13 protein-coding genes are annotated in these 13,969 nt (G+C 73.2%); 7 read left to right on the top strand and 6 right to left on the bottom strand.

Annotated elements, in window-relative coordinates; genetic code table 11:
• Nucleotides 1-145: 145 nt before the first annotated feature.
• The 5 genes from AB0H86_RS41085 to AB0H86_RS41065 are packed head-to-tail and all read left to right on the top strand — an operon-like array spanning nt 146 to nt 4,563.
• Nucleotides 146-1,447 (top strand): MFS transporter, encoded by a 1,302-nt coding sequence (locus AB0H86_RS41085; protein ID WP_362450863.1) that lies wholly within the window; start codon nt 146-148, stop codon nt 1,445-1,447.
• Between the two features lie 20 nt (nt 1,448-1,467).
• Nucleotides 1,468-2,289, top strand: a complete 822-nt coding sequence (locus tag AB0H86_RS41080; RefSeq protein WP_362450950.1) for a putative hydro-lyase — start codon at nt 1,468-1,470, stop codon at nt 2,287-2,289.
• A gap of 35 nt (nt 2,290-2,324) precedes the next feature.
• The gene (locus AB0H86_RS41075) at nt 2,325-3,083 is read left to right on the top strand and encodes a 5-oxoprolinase subunit PxpA (protein ID WP_362450861.1); all 759 of its coding nucleotides are present in this window, start codon (nt 2,325-2,327) and stop codon (nt 3,081-3,083) included.
• A complete protein-coding gene (gene pxpB / locus AB0H86_RS41070; protein WP_362450859.1) occupies nt 3,080-3,697 on the top strand; it encodes a 5-oxoprolinase subunit PxpB in 618 nt (205 codons plus the stop codon). The genes AB0H86_RS41075 and pxpB overlap by 4 nt, the downstream gene beginning before the upstream one ends.
• Nucleotides 3,694-4,563, top strand: a complete 870-nt coding sequence (locus AB0H86_RS41065; protein WP_362450857.1) for a biotin-dependent carboxyltransferase family protein — start codon at nt 3,694-3,696, stop codon at nt 4,561-4,563. The genes pxpB and AB0H86_RS41065 overlap by 4 nt, the downstream gene beginning before the upstream one ends.
• Nucleotides 4,564-4,651: 88 nt before the next feature.
• Here AB0H86_RS41065 and AB0H86_RS41060 read toward each other — a convergent pair whose 3' ends face one another.
• The 5 genes from AB0H86_RS41060 to AB0H86_RS41040 all read right to left on the bottom strand — a co-directional run bounded on the left by AB0H86_RS41060 (nt 4,652) and on the right by AB0H86_RS41040 (nt 10,213).
• Complete coding sequence (locus AB0H86_RS41060; protein WP_362450856.1) at nt 4,652-5,557, bottom strand: SGNH/GDSL hydrolase family protein; 906 nt, start codon at nt 5,555-5,557, stop codon at nt 4,652-4,654.
• A complete protein-coding gene (locus AB0H86_RS41055; RefSeq protein ID WP_362450854.1) occupies nt 5,554-6,738 on the bottom strand; it encodes a glycosyltransferase in 1,185 nt (394 codons plus the stop codon). Before AB0H86_RS41055 ends, AB0H86_RS41060 begins: the two co-directional genes overlap by 4 nt.
• Complete coding sequence (locus AB0H86_RS41050; RefSeq protein WP_362450852.1) at nt 6,735-7,868, bottom strand: glycosyltransferase family 1 protein; 1,134 nt, start codon at nt 7,866-7,868, stop codon at nt 6,735-6,737. Before AB0H86_RS41050 ends, AB0H86_RS41055 begins: the two co-directional genes overlap by 4 nt.
• Nucleotides 7,869-8,101: 233 nt before the next feature.
• The gene (locus AB0H86_RS41045; RefSeq protein WP_362450849.1) at nt 8,102-9,520 is read right to left on the bottom strand and encodes a HEAT repeat domain-containing protein; all 1,419 of its coding nucleotides are present in this window, start codon (nt 9,518-9,520) and stop codon (nt 8,102-8,104) included.
• Between the two features lie 300 nt (nt 9,521-9,820).
• The gene (locus AB0H86_RS41040; RefSeq protein WP_362450847.1) at nt 9,821-10,213 is read right to left on the bottom strand and encodes an ankyrin repeat domain-containing protein; all 393 of its coding nucleotides are present in this window, start codon (nt 10,211-10,213) and stop codon (nt 9,821-9,823) included.
• A gap of 261 nt (nt 10,214-10,474) precedes the next feature.
• On the opposite strand from AB0H86_RS41040, the gene AB0H86_RS41035 reads away from it, so the two are divergent.
• Both AB0H86_RS41035 and AB0H86_RS41030 read left to right on the top strand, forming a co-directional pair.
• Complete coding sequence (locus AB0H86_RS41035) at nt 10,475-10,669, top strand: hypothetical protein (RefSeq protein WP_362450845.1); 195 nt, start codon at nt 10,475-10,477, stop codon at nt 10,667-10,669.
• Nucleotides 10,670-10,706: 37 nt separating this feature from the next.
• A complete protein-coding gene (locus tag AB0H86_RS41030) occupies nt 10,707-12,329 on the top strand; it encodes an ATP-binding protein (protein WP_362450843.1) in 1,623 nt (540 codons plus the stop codon).
• A 105-nt stretch (nt 12,330-12,434) separates the two neighbouring features.
• On the opposite strand, the gene AB0H86_RS41025 is transcribed toward AB0H86_RS41030, so the two are convergent.
• Nucleotides 12,435-13,940, bottom strand: coding sequence for a PLP-dependent aminotransferase family protein (locus tag AB0H86_RS41025; protein WP_362450840.1), 1,506 nt, complete (start codon nt 13,938-13,940; stop codon nt 12,435-12,437).
• Nucleotides 13,941-13,969: the final 29 nt, after the last annotated feature.

Genomic DNA, 13,969 nt, shown 5'->3' with positions numbered 1-13,969 from the left:
AGAACGAAACAACATAGGTATTGAGGAATCGTTCAACGATCCTCTACCTTGCTACGAACGGCGCCGTCCCGCTCGACGGTGCGACGGCTTCCGCACGGCCCGGCTCGCTCCGCACGCACCCTCCTCCTTCCTCTGCGAGGTGCCCATGAGCACGACCCCTCCACCTCAGGCCCTGACCTCCGACGCATCCCCCACATCGCACGAACGCCCCGCCGACGACGGGGCGTTGGGCTGGCTGCGGGCACTCGGTCCGCGCGGCCGGCGCGCCTTCGCCGGCGCGTTCGGCGGCTATGCCCTGGACTCGTACGACTACTTCACGCTGCCGCTGAGCATGGTCGCGCTGGCCGCGTACTTCGGCCTGGACAGCGCTCAGACCGGCCTCTTCACAACCGTCACCCTGGTGGTCTCCGCGATCGGCGGCGCCCTGGCGGGTGTGGTGGCGGACCGGGTCGGCCGGGTCAAGGCACTGATGATCACGGTGATCACCTACGCCGTCTTCACCGTCGCCTGCGGTTTCGCACCCAACTACGAGACACTGCTGGTCTTCCGTGCCCTCCAGGGCCTCGGTTTCGGGGGCGAGTGGGCGGTCGGCGCGATCCTGGTCGCCGAGTACGCGAGCGCCAAGCACCGGGGCCGCACCCTGGGCGCGATCCAGAGTTCCTGGGCCGTGGGCTGGGCGCTCGCCGCGATCGTCTACACCCTGGTCTTCTCCTTCGCCGGCGACGACTTGGCCTGGCGCATCATGTTCTGGACCGGCGCGCTGCCGGCCCTGCTGGTGGTCTGGATGCGGCGCCGCGTGCAGGACGCGCCCAAGGCGATCGCGGTGCGCGAACAGAGCTCCGAGAAGGGCTCGTTCACGGCGATCTTCAAGCCCGGCCTGCTGCGCACCACGATCTTCGCCGGGCTGCTGTCCACCGGCGTCCAGGGCGGCTACTACACACTCGCCACCTGGGTGCCGACGTACCTGAAGACCGAACGCGGCCTGTCGGTCGTGGGCACCGGCGGCTATCTGACGTTCCTGATCTCCGGCGCCTTCCTCGGCTATCTGACCGGCGGTTACCTCACCGACCGGCTCGGCCGCCGGCGCAACATCTGGCTCTTCGCCCTGCTGTCGGCGATCTGCATCCTGGCGTACGCGAACATCCCCGACAGCGCCAACACCCTGCTCCTGGTGCTCGGTTTCCCGCTCGGGTTCTGCATGTCGGCGATCTTCAGCGGTTTCGGTTCCTACCTGAGCGAGCTGTACCCGACGGCGGTGCGCGGCACCGGACAGGGCTTCACCTACAACACGGGCCGTGCCGTCGGCGCCGTCTTCCCGACCACGGTCGGCTTCCTCGCCGACAGCTGGGGTGTGGGCGGCGCGCTGGTCTTCGGCGCGATCGGCTACGGCATCGCGGCCCTGGCGCTGCTGGGGCTGCCGGAGACGCGCGGAAAGGAACTCGCGTGAACCGCACGGAAGGCCGCCCCCTGGTCGTCACGGACGACCGCCCCCTGACCCTCGTCGACGCGCACGCGCGCGCGTGGAGCCCGCGACAGGCCCGGACCCGCTTCCGGGCGGGCCTGACGGGCCCCACCGCCGGGGTGGCGGCGGGCCACACCCAGGTCAACCTGGTCTCGGTGCCCGCCGACTGGGCGTACGACATGCTGCTGTTCTGCCAGCGCAACCCCAAGCCCTGTCCGGTGCTCGACGTGACCGACGCCGGCTCCTGGACCACCGTTCTCGCGGACGGCGCCGATCTGCGCACCGACCTGCCGCGCTACCGGGTGTGGCGGGACGGCGAGCTGGTCGACGAGCCGACGGACGTGCGCGCGTACTGGCGGGGCGACCTGGTCTCGTTCCTGATCGGCTGCAGTTTCACTTTCGAGTGGGCGCTGTCCGAGTCGGGCGTCCCGCTCCGGCACATCGAGCAGGGCCGCAACGTCCCGATGTACGTGACCGGTCGCGAGTGCCGTCCGGGGGGAAGACTGCGCGGCCCCCTGGTGGTGTCCATGCGTCCGGTGCCGCCGCAGCACCTGGCGGCCGCCATCCGGGAGAGCAGTCTGCTTCCGGCGGTGCACGGCAGCCCCGTACACTGCGGCGATCCCTCAAGCCTCGGTATCTACGACCTCGGCAGCCCCGACTTCGGAGACCCGGTGCACGCCGAACCGGACGACATCCCGGTGTTCTGGGCCTGCGGTGTGACTCCGCAGGCGGCGGTGATGGCCTCACGCCCGCCGTTCGCCATCACCCACGCGCCGGGCCAGATGTTCCTCACCGACGCCCGCGACGAGCAGTACCGCGTGGCCTGAGACCGCGTGGCCTGAGAAGGAGAGACGAAGGATCCATGACCTCGATCGATCTCAACGCCGACCTGGGCGAGGGCTTCGGCCGCTGGCGGCTGACCGACGACGAGCAGCTGCTCACCGTCGTCACCAGCGCCAACGTGGCCTGCGGCTTCCACGCCGGGGACGCGGCCACGATGCGCCGGGTCTGCGAGTTGGCGGCGGAGCGCGGGGTACGGATCGGCGCGCAGGTCTCCTACCGGGACCTGGCGGGGTTCGGGCGGCGCTCGATGGACGTGCCGCCCGCCGAGCTGGCCGCCGAAGTGGCGTACCAGATCGGCGCCTTGGAGGTGTTCGCGCGGGCTGCGGGCTCGAGGGTGTCGTACGTCAAGCCGCACGGCGCTCTCTACAACCGGGTCGTGCACGACGAGGAGCAGGCCGGTGCGGTCGTGGCCGGCGTGCTCCTCGCGGACGCCACGCTGCCCGTGCTCGGGCTGCCCGGCTCCCGCCTCCTGGACCTGGCGGACAAGGCGGGCCTGCCACCCGTCACGGAGGCGTTCGCGGATCGCGCGTACACCGACGAGGGCACGCTCGTGCCGCGCGGCCGGGACGGCGCAGTGGTGACCGACCCGGAGGCCGTCGTGGCACGGTCGGTGGATCTGGCCCGCTCCGGCAAGGTCACCGCGCACTCCGGCGTACGGATCGCGGTACGCGCCCGTTCCCTGTGCCTGCACGGGGACACGCCCGGCGCGGTGGGCCTGGCCCGCCGGGTCCGGGAGCGGCTGGAGACCTCGGGCGTGCGGGTGGAGGCCTTCGCATGAGGGCACTGCACGTCGGCGACGGCGCTCTGCTCGTCGAGGTGGCCTCCGGCGACGAGGCGCAGGCCCTGCACGCGGAGTTGGTGCGGCGCCGCGCGGCGGGTCTGCTCACCGTTCGCGAGATCGTCCCGGCGGCCCGGACGGTCCTCCTGGACGGACTGGACGACCCGGGGCGCCTGGCGTCCGAACTGACCGCCTCCGAGATCCCTAGCAATCCCCCGCGCGAGCAGGAGGTCCTGGACGTCCCCGTCCGCTACGACGGCCCCGACCTGGCGGACGTCGCCGCCCACTGGGGCGTCGCGGAGCAGGAGGTGGCCCGGATCCACGCGGGCACCGAATTCCGCGTCGCCTTCTGCGGATTCGCCCCCGGCTTCGGCTACCTCACCGGCCTGCCGGCCCGCTACGACGTTCCGCGCCGGGCCACTCCGCGCACCAGGGTCCCGGCGGGCTCGGTGGGGCTCGCGGGCCCGTACACGGGCGTCTACCCGCGTTCGTCTCCGGGCGGCTGGCAGCTGATCGGCACCACGGACGCGGTGCTGTGGGACCACGCGCGGGTCCCGGCCGCGCTGCTGTCGCCGGGCACCCGCGTCCGTTTCGTCCGGGCGGGGCGCTCATGACGGACCGCGCCCTGGTCGTCGTGCGCGCCGGGATACTCACCACCGTCCAGGACCGGGGCCGTCCCGGGCACGCGCATCTCGGGGTGCCCCGGTCCGGTGCCCTGGACGGGCCGACGGCGGCGCTCGTCAACCGTCTGGTCGGCAACCGTCCCGAGGCCGCCGTCCTGGAGACCACGCTCAACGGCTGTACGCTGCGGCCCCGTTCGACCGTCACCGTGGCCGTCGCGGGCGCGCCCTGCCCGGTCACGCTGGATGGGCGCCCGGCCGCCTGGGGCGCTCCGGTGCGGGTGCCCGCGGGCTCGCTGCTCGACATCGGAGCGGCCGTCCACGGAGTACGCAGTTACGTCGCCCTCTCCGGCGGCGTGGCCGTCGAGCCGGTCCTCGGCAGCCGGTCCACGGACCTGCTGTCGGGCCTCGGCCCACCACCGCTCACGAACGACGCGGTGCTGCCCCTGGGTCCCCCCGGCGAGCTCCACGCGCGCGTGGACGTCGCTCCGCAGCCCGCGCCCCCGGCCGAACTCGTCCTGCGGGTGACCCTGGGCCCGCGCGACGACTGGTTCACCCCGGAAGCCCTACGCGCCTTCACCGCGCGCACCTTCCGGGTGTCCTCCGCCAGCAACCGCATCGGGCTGCGCACCGAAGGACCCGCCCTGGAGCGGTCCCTGACCGGCGAACTCGCCAGCGAGGGGATGGTGCTGGGTGCGGTTCAGGTGCCGCCCGACGGCCGACCGGTGGTCTTCCTCGCCGACCACCCGACCACCGGGGGCTACCCCGTGATCGCGGTGGTCCGCACGGCCGACCTGCCGGCCGTCGCCCAGGCGGCGCCCGGCACACCGGTGCGCTTCGTGGCCGTACGCCGACACTGACGCCGCAAGGGCCGCGGGGAACCGCGCGCCCGGCCTCCCGCGCACCCGCGGCCGCCTCACCGGCGTCACACGGCCCTCCCCGGAGCGCTTACGCCACGTCCGGCCGTTGTTCCGCCGCGGAGGCGGCCGAGAGGGCGGTGAGCGCCGCGGACACGGCCGCTGAGGCCCGCAGGTCGAGCCGGGCGCTCGTCCCACGCGCGCGGTGCCGCATCTCGTCGACGGCGAGCGTCAGGAGCTGTGGCAGCAGGTCGGTGCACCGCCGGGCCACCCAGCCGGTGCCGGCGGTGGCCAGCCACCACAGACTCGCCGACGTGGTGGGCACGGGGAACTCCGGCTCGGGCGAGGGCGCGGACCCCGTCGCCAGGCCCCGCGCCGTCAGCAGCGCGTGGAAACGCGACGCCAGTTGCCGGTGTCCCCGCTCGCCGGGGTGCAGCCGGTCCGCGCTCCACATCGCGCGGTCGGTGAGCCATGCGCCCTCGGACGCGTGCAGGTGTACGGCCCCGTGCCGCTCGGACAGCGCGTGGACCACGGCGTTGACCGCCCGCTGCCGCCGGGCCAGTGGACGCGCCAGGGCCCCGGGCAGCCCGAGCATCGCGCCGGGGTCGGGCAGACAGGCCGTGAGCAGGACGGCGCCCTGGTCGGTGAAGGCCGAGTAGACCGTGTCGAGGCGCGCGGCCACGGCCTGGATGTCGAAGGTGCAGCGCAGGGTGTCGTTGACCCCGATGACCACCGAGACGACATCGGGCCGCAGCGCGAGCCCCGCGGGCAGCTGACGTTCCAGCACGTCACGGGTCTGCGAACCGCTCACCGCCAGGTTCGTGAACTCCACGGAGCCCAACGACTCCACGGGCTCGCCGAACTCACCGCACTCCCCGGGCCCTTGCGCGATCCCGTCGGCGAGCAGCGCGGCCCAGCCGCGCCACCCGTCGCCGACGGGATCGCCCACACCTTCGGTCAGCGAGTCACCGAGCGCCACGAACCGCAGCGGTCTCATGCCACGCCTCCGGGCACGAAGGGCCCGCCCGGGCCACCCCCGGCGAGAGGCCCTACGGACGTCACCGCGTCGTGCGCTCGGAGGAAGGCCGAGACCGCCGTGCCCCACCCGAAGCACTCCGCCCGCGCGCGTGCGACCTCCCGGCGCTCCTCCACGGGCCGGGCGAGGAGCAGTTCCACGGCGTCCGCGAAGGCGCCCCCGTGATCCGCCGCGACGGCTCCGGCGGAGCCGATCACCTCGGGCAGCGCGGACGAGGCACTGGCGACCACCGGGGTACCGCAGGCCATCGCCTCCAGGGCGGCGAGCCCGAACGTCTCTGCGGGCCCCGCTGCCAGACAGACGTCGGCGGACGCCTGGAGGGCACCCAGCACACCGCGGTCGGAGACGTGTCCGAGGAACGTCACCGGCAACCCGCGTTCCCGCGCCCGCTGTTCGAGCCGGGGCCGCAGCGGCCCGTCCCCGGCCACCACGAGCACCGCCCGCCGACCTCGCCGTACGAGCGCCTCCAGGGCGTCCAGCGCGGTGCCGGGCCGCTTCTCCACGGACAGCCGGGTGCACGTCACCAGCAGCACCTCGTCCCCGCGCGCGTGCCGGGCGCGCAGCCCGGGGTCGCGCAGCGCGGGGTGCCGCTGCACCAGGTCGACGCCGAGCGGCGCCCGTACGACGTTCCGCGCCCCGATCCGCACGAACTCCCGCTCGGCGAACTCCGTGGTGCACACCACGCGCGCATAGGTGTGGGCCGTACGGACGTTGAGGGCGTCGGCGGCACGCCGGGCCGCTCCCTCCGACAGACCCCAGGTGCGCAGCACACCGTCGGCACTCTCGTGGGAGACCATCACGGCCGGGACCCGGGCGCGCCGCGCCCACTTGCCGGTCCAGCGAAGGGTCGTACGGTCGGAGACCTCCAGGCGGTCGGGAGCGAGCTCCTCCAGGAGTCCGGCCACCCGCCGCCGGTCGGTGAGGACGCGGTAGCCGCCGGTGCCGGGCAGCAACGGACCGGGCAGGGTGATCACTCGCCCCTGCTCGGTCTCGCGGTCGGTCGCGCGCTCACCCGGCACGATCAGCACGGGCTCGTGTCCGGCGGCCTTGAAGCCCGTGCCGAGTTCGCGCAGCGCGGTACGCAGACCACCGGACGACGGCGCGACGAAGTTGGCCAGCCGCACTATGCGCAAGGACGTCATGCCGCCATCACCGTCTTCCGGGCGGCGAGCACGTTCGCGTAGTGCTCGATCAGCTGGTCGCCGACGGCGGCCCAGGTGCGTCCCTCGACGGTCGCGCGCGCGGTGGCGCCGAACGCCGTGCGCAGGCCGGGGTCGACGGCCAGGGACCGGACGGCGTCCCGTACGGCGGCCGCGTCGCGTGGCGGGACCAGGAACCCGGTGCGTCCGTCGGCGACCAGGTCCAGCGGGCCGCCGGCGGCGGGGGCGACCACGGGCACGCCGCTCGCCATGGCCTCCTGCACGGTCTGGCAGAAGGTCTCGAAGGGGCCGGTGTGCGCGAAGACGTCGAAGGAGGCGAAGATCCTGGCCAGTTCGTCGCCGGTACGGCGGCCCAGGAAGACCGCGCCCGGCAGTTCCTGGTCCAGGTGCGGCCGGCTCGGCCCGTCGCCGACGACCACGACCCGGACGCCGTCCAGGCCGCACACGCCCGACAGCAGCTCGACCTGCTTCTCGGGGGCCAGTCGGCCGACGTAGCCGACGATCAGTTCACCGTTCGGGGCGAGTTCGCGGCGCAGTGCCTCGTCCCGCAGCTCGGGACGGAAACGGGCGGTGTCCACGCCCCGCGCCCACAGCCGTACCCGGGGCACACCGTGCGCCTCCAGGTCGTGCAGGGCCGGGCTGGACGGGGCGAGGGTGAGGTCGGCGGCGGAGTGGACGGAGCGGATGCGACGCCAGGCGGCGGCCTCGCCCGCGTGGACGTAGGTGCGGGCGTATCCGGCGAGGTCGGTCTGGTAGACGGCCACGGCGGGGATGCCGAGCCGGGCGGCGGCGGCCATGCCGCGGACGCCGAGGACGAAGGGGCTGGCCAGGTGGACGACGTCGGCACGGTGCTCGGTGATCGCCGCGGCCACGCGTCGGCTGGGGAGGGCGACACGGACCTGGGGGTAGCCCGGGAGCGGTAGGGAGGGGACACGGACGACAGGGCAGGGCGCCAGGGCATCCACCCCGGGCCCGGTGCCGGCGGCGGTGGCCGGCGCGACGACGAGCGGAGAGTGACCGCGATCTACGAGGTGCCGGGCGGTTTGGAACGCGCAGTGGGCCACGCCGTTCACATCGGGGGGAAAGGATTCGGTCACGATGACGACACGCATACTCGTGTTGTCGCCGTACTGGACGTGCCCGCGTCAACGTGGATCTTTCCGGACGAGGAACGTCCTGTGAGCGTTGCGCTGCATACCCGAGCAGGTCAGACCGCGTCCATGCGCTCCCGACCCGCAGGTCATCCCGAGTTCACCCAGAGGGTGCGCCCGAGCCCGGAAAACTCGCCGGAGGTCGCACCTGAACCGGCTGCGATCACGAGCGGGCGCACCCGAAAGCCCGTCGGTCACATGGCGGTCGCGTCCGGTCCGATCCGGCTGCGGACGGCGGTCTGGACCTCGGCTTCCTCGGCCGGGTCGGCGGCGAGCCGACGCAACCGCTCCACGACCCGGGCGTCACCGGTCTCGGCGTGCCGGGCGGCGATCTCCCGGGTGGACTCCTCGCAGTCCCAGAGGCACTCGACGGCGAAGCCGGTGGCGAAGGAGGGGTCGGTGGCTGCGAGGGCTCGGGCGGCCCGGCCGCGCAGGTGGGAGGAGGCGGTCTCGCGATAGATGTGGCGCAGGACGGGGGCCGCGCAGGCGATGCCCAGCCGCCCGGTGCCGTCGACGAGGGTCCACAGGGTCGGCGCGTCGGGGCCTTCACCCCGTACCGCCTCCCTGAGCGCCGCGAGGACGTGTTCGTTGTCCTGGGCCCCGCCCAGGCAGGCGAGGATGCGGCCGGAGGCGGCGCCGAGGAGATCGGGGCGGCCGGCCCAGCCGCGCGCGCGTTCGACGGCGGCGATGCTGCGCATGCGCTCGAAGGCGTCCACGGCGGCGTCCACGACGGCCGTGGTACCGGCGGCCACCGCATTCTCGATCAGGTCGAGGGCGTCCGGATCGTTGCTGTCGGCGAGATAGCGCAGGGCCGTGCAGCGGGCACCGTCGGTGCCGTCCTGGGCGGCGCGGACGATCTCCGGCCGGTCCTCGGGCCCCGCGACGGCCACCAGACAGCGGGCGGCGGGGACATGGAGGGCGGCACCGCGTTCCATCCCTTGCTGGGCCCACTCGAACACGGCCCGCACGCTCCACCCCGGGCGGGGCCCGCCGGGTCGCATCTGACGTTGCCAGCGGTCGAAATGGCCGGTCTCGTGAGCGGCACGCACGCGCGTGGCGATCGATTCGCGCGGGTCGTCCGCCCACAGCCGCCAGGGCCGGGGTTCGAAGGCGTCGCGCACGGCGGCCGCGAGTTCGGCCTCGCCCTCGGCGTCGGTCGCGAACCGCGCGAGGACGGGGGCGGCGAGGGCACGCAGTCCGGCGTCGTCGTCGCGCAGCGCCAGCTCGTCCAGGGCCCAGGCCCAGTTGGAGCCGGAGCCCGCGTACCTGCGCAGCAGTTCCAGCGCGTCCCGCCTGCCGTACGAGGCGAGATGCCCGAGAACCGCCAGGGCCAGGCCGGTGCGTGACTCCTCGGGGTCGAGTACGTCCTCGACGTCGAGGAGATGGGCCTCGATCTCGTCCAGTTCGCCGTTCAGGTCGAGGAAGAGACGGGCGTAGTAGAGGGAGCGGTTCTCCACCTGCCAGTCGTGGCGGGGATCGCGCAGCACGCAGTGGTTCAGCGCCGCGAGCGCTTCGGCGCGCGGTGCGGTGAGCGCGTGCAGTGTGCCGTCGCCGCGGCCCCGCTGGAGCAGGCCGAGCAGCGTACCGCTGGGCGCTATGACCGGATCGAACATGGGAAACAGCCTCACATCAAGCGTCGACGCAACCGGGGACGTGCATTACCTGGCCGCGTGACAACACGTCGGGGCGCCCGCCGTTTCCTGCTTGCTGTAAGCCATCTTCCTCTGCCTCTCGTCAGTGGCCCATGCGGACCGTCTCACGGCCCGCGCGGTGCGGCATCACCTGCCCAGCCATCGCGTCCGTGAATCACGACGTCATGATGACCCGGCAGTTCCATCCGCCGCGACCGAAATTTCGGCGGCCGGTTACCGCCTCCCCCGTTTTCTGTGTCTGCCCTGGTCAGAGCAGATGTGTCAGTGCGTGCCGAACAGTTCGAGCAGATGTGTCTTACCGAACATCCGTGCCGTGTCGACGGCCGACGGTGTGCCGGACGCCGGGTCGGCACCGCCCTCCAGAAGGGCCTTGATGACGTCTTCCTCGCCCTTGAAGACGGCCCCGGCGAGCGGGGTCTGGCCCCGGTCGTTGATCCGGTCGGCCTCGGCGCCCCGGGCGAGCAGGGCACGTACGGCGTCGGCGTGACCGTGGTAGGCGGCCAGCATCAGCAGGGAGTCACCGCGGTCGTTGGTCAGGTTGGCCGGAACGCCGGCGTCCACATATGCCACGAGCGCCTCGGTCGGCCCCTGGCGGGCCAGATCGAAGACCTTGGTCGCGAGCTCCACGACCTCGGGGTCGGGGGCTTCACTCATCGGCCGGACCGCCTCTCCATGCAACCGTTCAGGTGAATCGCCAGGGTACTGGCTTGCGCCGCACATGACCCGATGTGCCGGAGGCAAAGATCACCGCAGAACCGGTCTGACACAAGAGCCCAGCTCAACCAGGCCGAGACCACTCCGCCACCTGGGCGAAATCAATAGGAATTCACCCAGTTGCACCTTTTATAGTATGGATACATGCTGTGATCCTGGAAGTACTCATGGTGACTGTCCCCATCAACCAGGAGATCCCAAATGATCCTGTCCATCTCAGGCGTGGTCCTGCTCGGCATCATCGTCTTCCTCTTCTTCCGCAAGGACGGACTCAAGGCCTCGCACGCCATGGTCTCGGTCCTGTTCGGCTTCTACCTCGCGAGTACAGCCATCGCGCCGAGCATCAAGGCCGGCGGCGAGAGCCTCGCGGGCCTCCTGGGCGGAATCAAGTTCTGACGCTCCCCACGCCCGTACGCACCATCAGGAGACAGCAGTGGCCCGGCGCCCCCTCCCCCGCATCCTGAGCACAGGCAGCGCACAGATCGCCCGGAGCCGGGAGCTGGCCCGGACGGCGGCCGACAGTGCCACCGACGTCCTCCACCCGCTGATCACGATCAGTCGCGGGTTGCGCCGGCTGGCATCGGCCGGGCGGCGCAGATGGGTCGACACCCCCAAGGACAGGCGCGGGCCGCTGCTTTTCCTGGTGGCGGCGGTGGTCCTGGTCGTGGCGCTCGTTCCGTACGGCCCACTGCTCGCCGTCATCACCCTGATGGCGGCGGCAGCCTGGCAGGGCCGGGATCGCGGACCGGCGGAGCCCGAGGGTCCCGACGAGTCCCAGAGCGAGCGGCTCCAGTCGTTGTACGAGGCCCTGGTCCCGTACTTCTCGAGCGCCGAGGACCCGGCCCCGCTCTACGCGCACGGCGGCGACTGGGAGACGGCCTTCCCCGCCTACGAGTTCGACGGGACGTGCCGCACGACCCATCTCGTGATCCGCTACCCGGCGTACTTCACCGACGGCGAGGCCGAGTCCCGGGCCCGCATCGAGCGGTTGCTGTCCGCCAAGTCGGGCCGCGGCCGCGAGTACCACTTCGCCTGGGACGAGGAGGGCAACCAGCTCTCGGTCACCGCGCTGCCGCCGCTGCCCACCGACATCGCCGCCCAGCGATTCGTCACCGCTCCCGGCGAGACGGTGCTCGGCATCACCGACCGCTCCGAGGTCCAGCGCACCCTCCCCCTCACCTACGGTGAGGAGCAGTGTGACGTGCCCCCGGTCGTCTGGCGCACGGGCCCCCGCTCCACCGAGCCGCACCTGCTGGTCATGGGCCAGCCGGGCAGCGGCACCTCCACCCTCCTCCGCTCGATCGCCCTGCAGGCACTGCGGTACGGCGACGTGGTGATCGTCGAGGGCGGCGGCACCGGCGAGTACGCCTGCCTCACCGGCCGGGACGGCGTCCTCGCGGTCGAGTGCGGGCTGGCCGGAGCGCTGGCCAGCCTGGAGTGGGCGACGACGGAGACCGAGCGCCGCCTGATCGCCGCGAACAACGCACGTCAGGCCGGCCTTCCACTGCCGGACGACACCAGGCGCCCGCTGTGGATCCTCCTGGACCGCCCGAGCGCGTTCGCCCACATCGCCGCCACCGACGGCCGCGAGGACCCGCAGTCGCTCCTCCAGGTCCCGCTCCGGCACGGCCGTGCGGCGAACGTCACGGTGGTGGTGGCCGATCAGTTCGACAGCGCGGACGCCCTCAGCGACGCCGTGCGACAGCACACTCGCGCGCGCGTGGTCCTCGGTCCGGCCACGGGAAGCCAGCTGGAAGCCGTCCTCGGTGTTCGCCCGGCCACCACCCCCGTCGCCCACGTCCCGCCCGGCCGCGGCTACGCCCGCCTGGGCGCCGGCCCCGTCCATCGGCTCCAGGTCCCGGCGACCCCGGACCCGTACGACGACGCGACGAGCGACGCGGACCGGCAGGCGGTGCTGGAGCTACTGCCGCCGCGGACGACACCGGCGGACGGCGAGAACCTCCCTGAGGCGCTGTCGCCGGAAGCGGCGGACGGGGAGACACTGCCGACGGAGGCGGCGGAGCCCCTGGCAGCGAAGACCGCCCAGCTGCCGTAGCCGCCGCCGGTGCAGGTGTCGTGCCACCGGGGCGGTTCCCGGCCCACGGTCAGCGGCACCCGTCGGCGCGGGCGAGTCAGGCCCGCCCGCCGAGAACCACCCCGCTCACGCGACGAACGTACGAGGCGCCTCTCCGGCCCCGGACACCCCGCTCTCCACCAGCCGCGCCGCCGCGGCCAACCGCACCGCCGCCTCCTCGGCGAGCGCACCGCCCACGGTGAACGGCAGCCGGACATACCCCTCGAAGGCCCCGTCGACCCCGAAGCGAGGCCCGGACGGCACCCGGACGCCCACCCGCTCCCCCACCTCGGCGAGCCGCGACCCCGACAGCCCCCCGGCGCGCACCCACAACGTCAGCCCGCCCTTCGGCACCTCGAACTCCCACGTCGGCAGCTCCCTGCGCACCGCCGCCACCAACGCGTCCCGGTTCTCCCGCGCCTGATCGCGCCGCACGTCCACGGCCTTCGCCCAGCCGCCCGTGCTGAACAGCCAGTTCACGGCCAGCTGTTCGACCACCGGAGTGCCCATATCGGCGTAGGCCCGCGCGGAGACCAGGCTGCGGATGACGTCGGGCGCCGCCCGCACCCAGCCGATCCGCATCCCCGCCCAGAACGCCTTGCTGGCCGATCCGACGGTGATCACCGTGGACCCTGCCGGGTCGAAAGCACAGACCGGCGGGGGCATGACGCCCGCGATGTCCGCGTCCAGCCACAGCTCGCTCATGGTCTCGTCGGCGACCAGCACCGTGCCCGCGGACCGGGCCGCCTCCACCAACTGCCGCCGCTGGCCCTCGCCGGCGAGGGCTCCGGTCGGATTGTGGAAGTCGGCGACCACGTACGCCAGCCGGGGCGCGGCGTCCCGCAGGACCTGCCGCCAGCGGTCCACGTCCCATCCGGTCAGCCCCTCGGCCATGGCGACGGGCACCAGTCGGGCGCCCGCCTCCCGCATCAGCTGGAGGATGTTGGCGTACGACGGCGACTCGACGGCGATGCGCTCGCCACGCCCCGCGAACAGATGACAGATCGCGTCGATGGCGCCCATCGCTCCGGTCGTGACCATGATCTGCTCGGGCATCGTCGGGATCCCGCGCGCGGTGTACCGCTCGGCGATCATCGAGCGCAGCGCGGGCAGCCCGGCCGGGTAGTCGCCGTGCGTGTGGGCGTACGGCGGCAGCTCCTCCAGGGCGCCCTGGACGGCACGGGTCAGCCATGGCTCGGGCGCGGGAAGGGCCGCGCAGCCGAGGTCGATCATCGAGCCGAGGGCGTCGGGCGGCAGGGGTTCGAGGCCACGGGCGGGCAGCGGGTTGCCCGCCGGGACCGCCGTCCAACTACCGGCCCCGCGCCGGGACTCGAGGAATCCCTCGGCGCGCAGCGCCTCGTAGGCGGCGGCGACCGTCGTACGGCTGACGGACAGGGCCAGGGCCAGTTCGCGCTCGGCGGGCAGCCGGGCGGCCACCGGCACCCGTCCTTCGAGGACCAGCAGCCGGATGCCGTCGGCCAGCGCACGGTAGGCGGGCGGGCGCCGGCTGCCGGGGCCGGCCGGACGGTCCTGCTGGGAGTTGAGCAGCCGGGCCAGCTGCACCGCGCCCATCGCCGAGGTCCACTGCGCCATGGAAATCAGTCCACCTTCCCCGAATTGGC

Source organism: Streptomyces sp. NPDC050997 (assembly GCF_040660135.1).
In the GTDB taxonomy this organism is placed as follows: Bacteria; Actinomycetota; Actinomycetes; order Streptomycetales; family Streptomycetaceae; genus Streptomyces.
The sequence above is the reverse complement of the archived record's forward strand: the minus strand, read 5'-3'. Positions and strand labels throughout refer to the sequence as shown.

Bases quoted from the DNA above. Each gene is read 5' to 3' on its own strand.
- AB0H86_RS41075 (WP_362450861.1), top strand. From the start codon at position 2,325: ATGACCTCGATCGATCTCAACGCCGACCTGGGCGAGGGCTTCGGCCGC.
- AB0H86_RS41065 (WP_362450857.1), top strand. From the start codon at position 3,694: ATGACGGACCGCGCCCTGGTCGTCGTGCGCGCCGGGATACTCACCACC.
- AB0H86_RS41045 (WP_362450849.1), bottom strand. From the start codon at position 9,520: ATGTTCGATCCGGTCATAGCGCCCAGCGGTACGCTGCTCGGCCTGCTC.
- AB0H86_RS41060 (WP_362450856.1), bottom strand. From the start codon at position 5,557: ATGAGACCGCTGCGGTTCGTGGCGCTCGGTGACTCGCTGACCGAAGGT.
- AB0H86_RS41035 (WP_362450845.1), top strand. From the start codon at position 10,475: ATGATCCTGTCCATCTCAGGCGTGGTCCTGCTCGGCATCATCGTCTTC.
- AB0H86_RS41040 (WP_362450847.1), bottom strand. From the start codon at position 10,213: ATGAGTGAAGCCCCCGACCCCGAGGTCGTGGAGCTCGCGACCAAGGTC.
- AB0H86_RS41025 (WP_362450840.1), bottom strand. From the start codon at position 13,940: ATGGCGCAGTGGACCTCGGCGATGGGCGCGGTGCAGCTGGCCCGGCTG.
- pxpB (WP_362450859.1), top strand. From the start codon at position 3,080: ATGAGGGCACTGCACGTCGGCGACGGCGCTCTGCTCGTCGAGGTGGCC.
- AB0H86_RS41050 (WP_362450852.1), bottom strand. From the start codon at position 7,868: ATGCGTGTCGTCATCGTGACCGAATCCTTTCCCCCCGATGTGAACGGC.
- AB0H86_RS41085 (WP_362450863.1), top strand. From the start codon at position 146: ATGAGCACGACCCCTCCACCTCAGGCCCTGACCTCCGACGCATCCCCC.
- AB0H86_RS41055 (WP_362450854.1), bottom strand. From the start codon at position 6,738: ATGACGTCCTTGCGCATAGTGCGGCTGGCCAACTTCGTCGCGCCGTCG.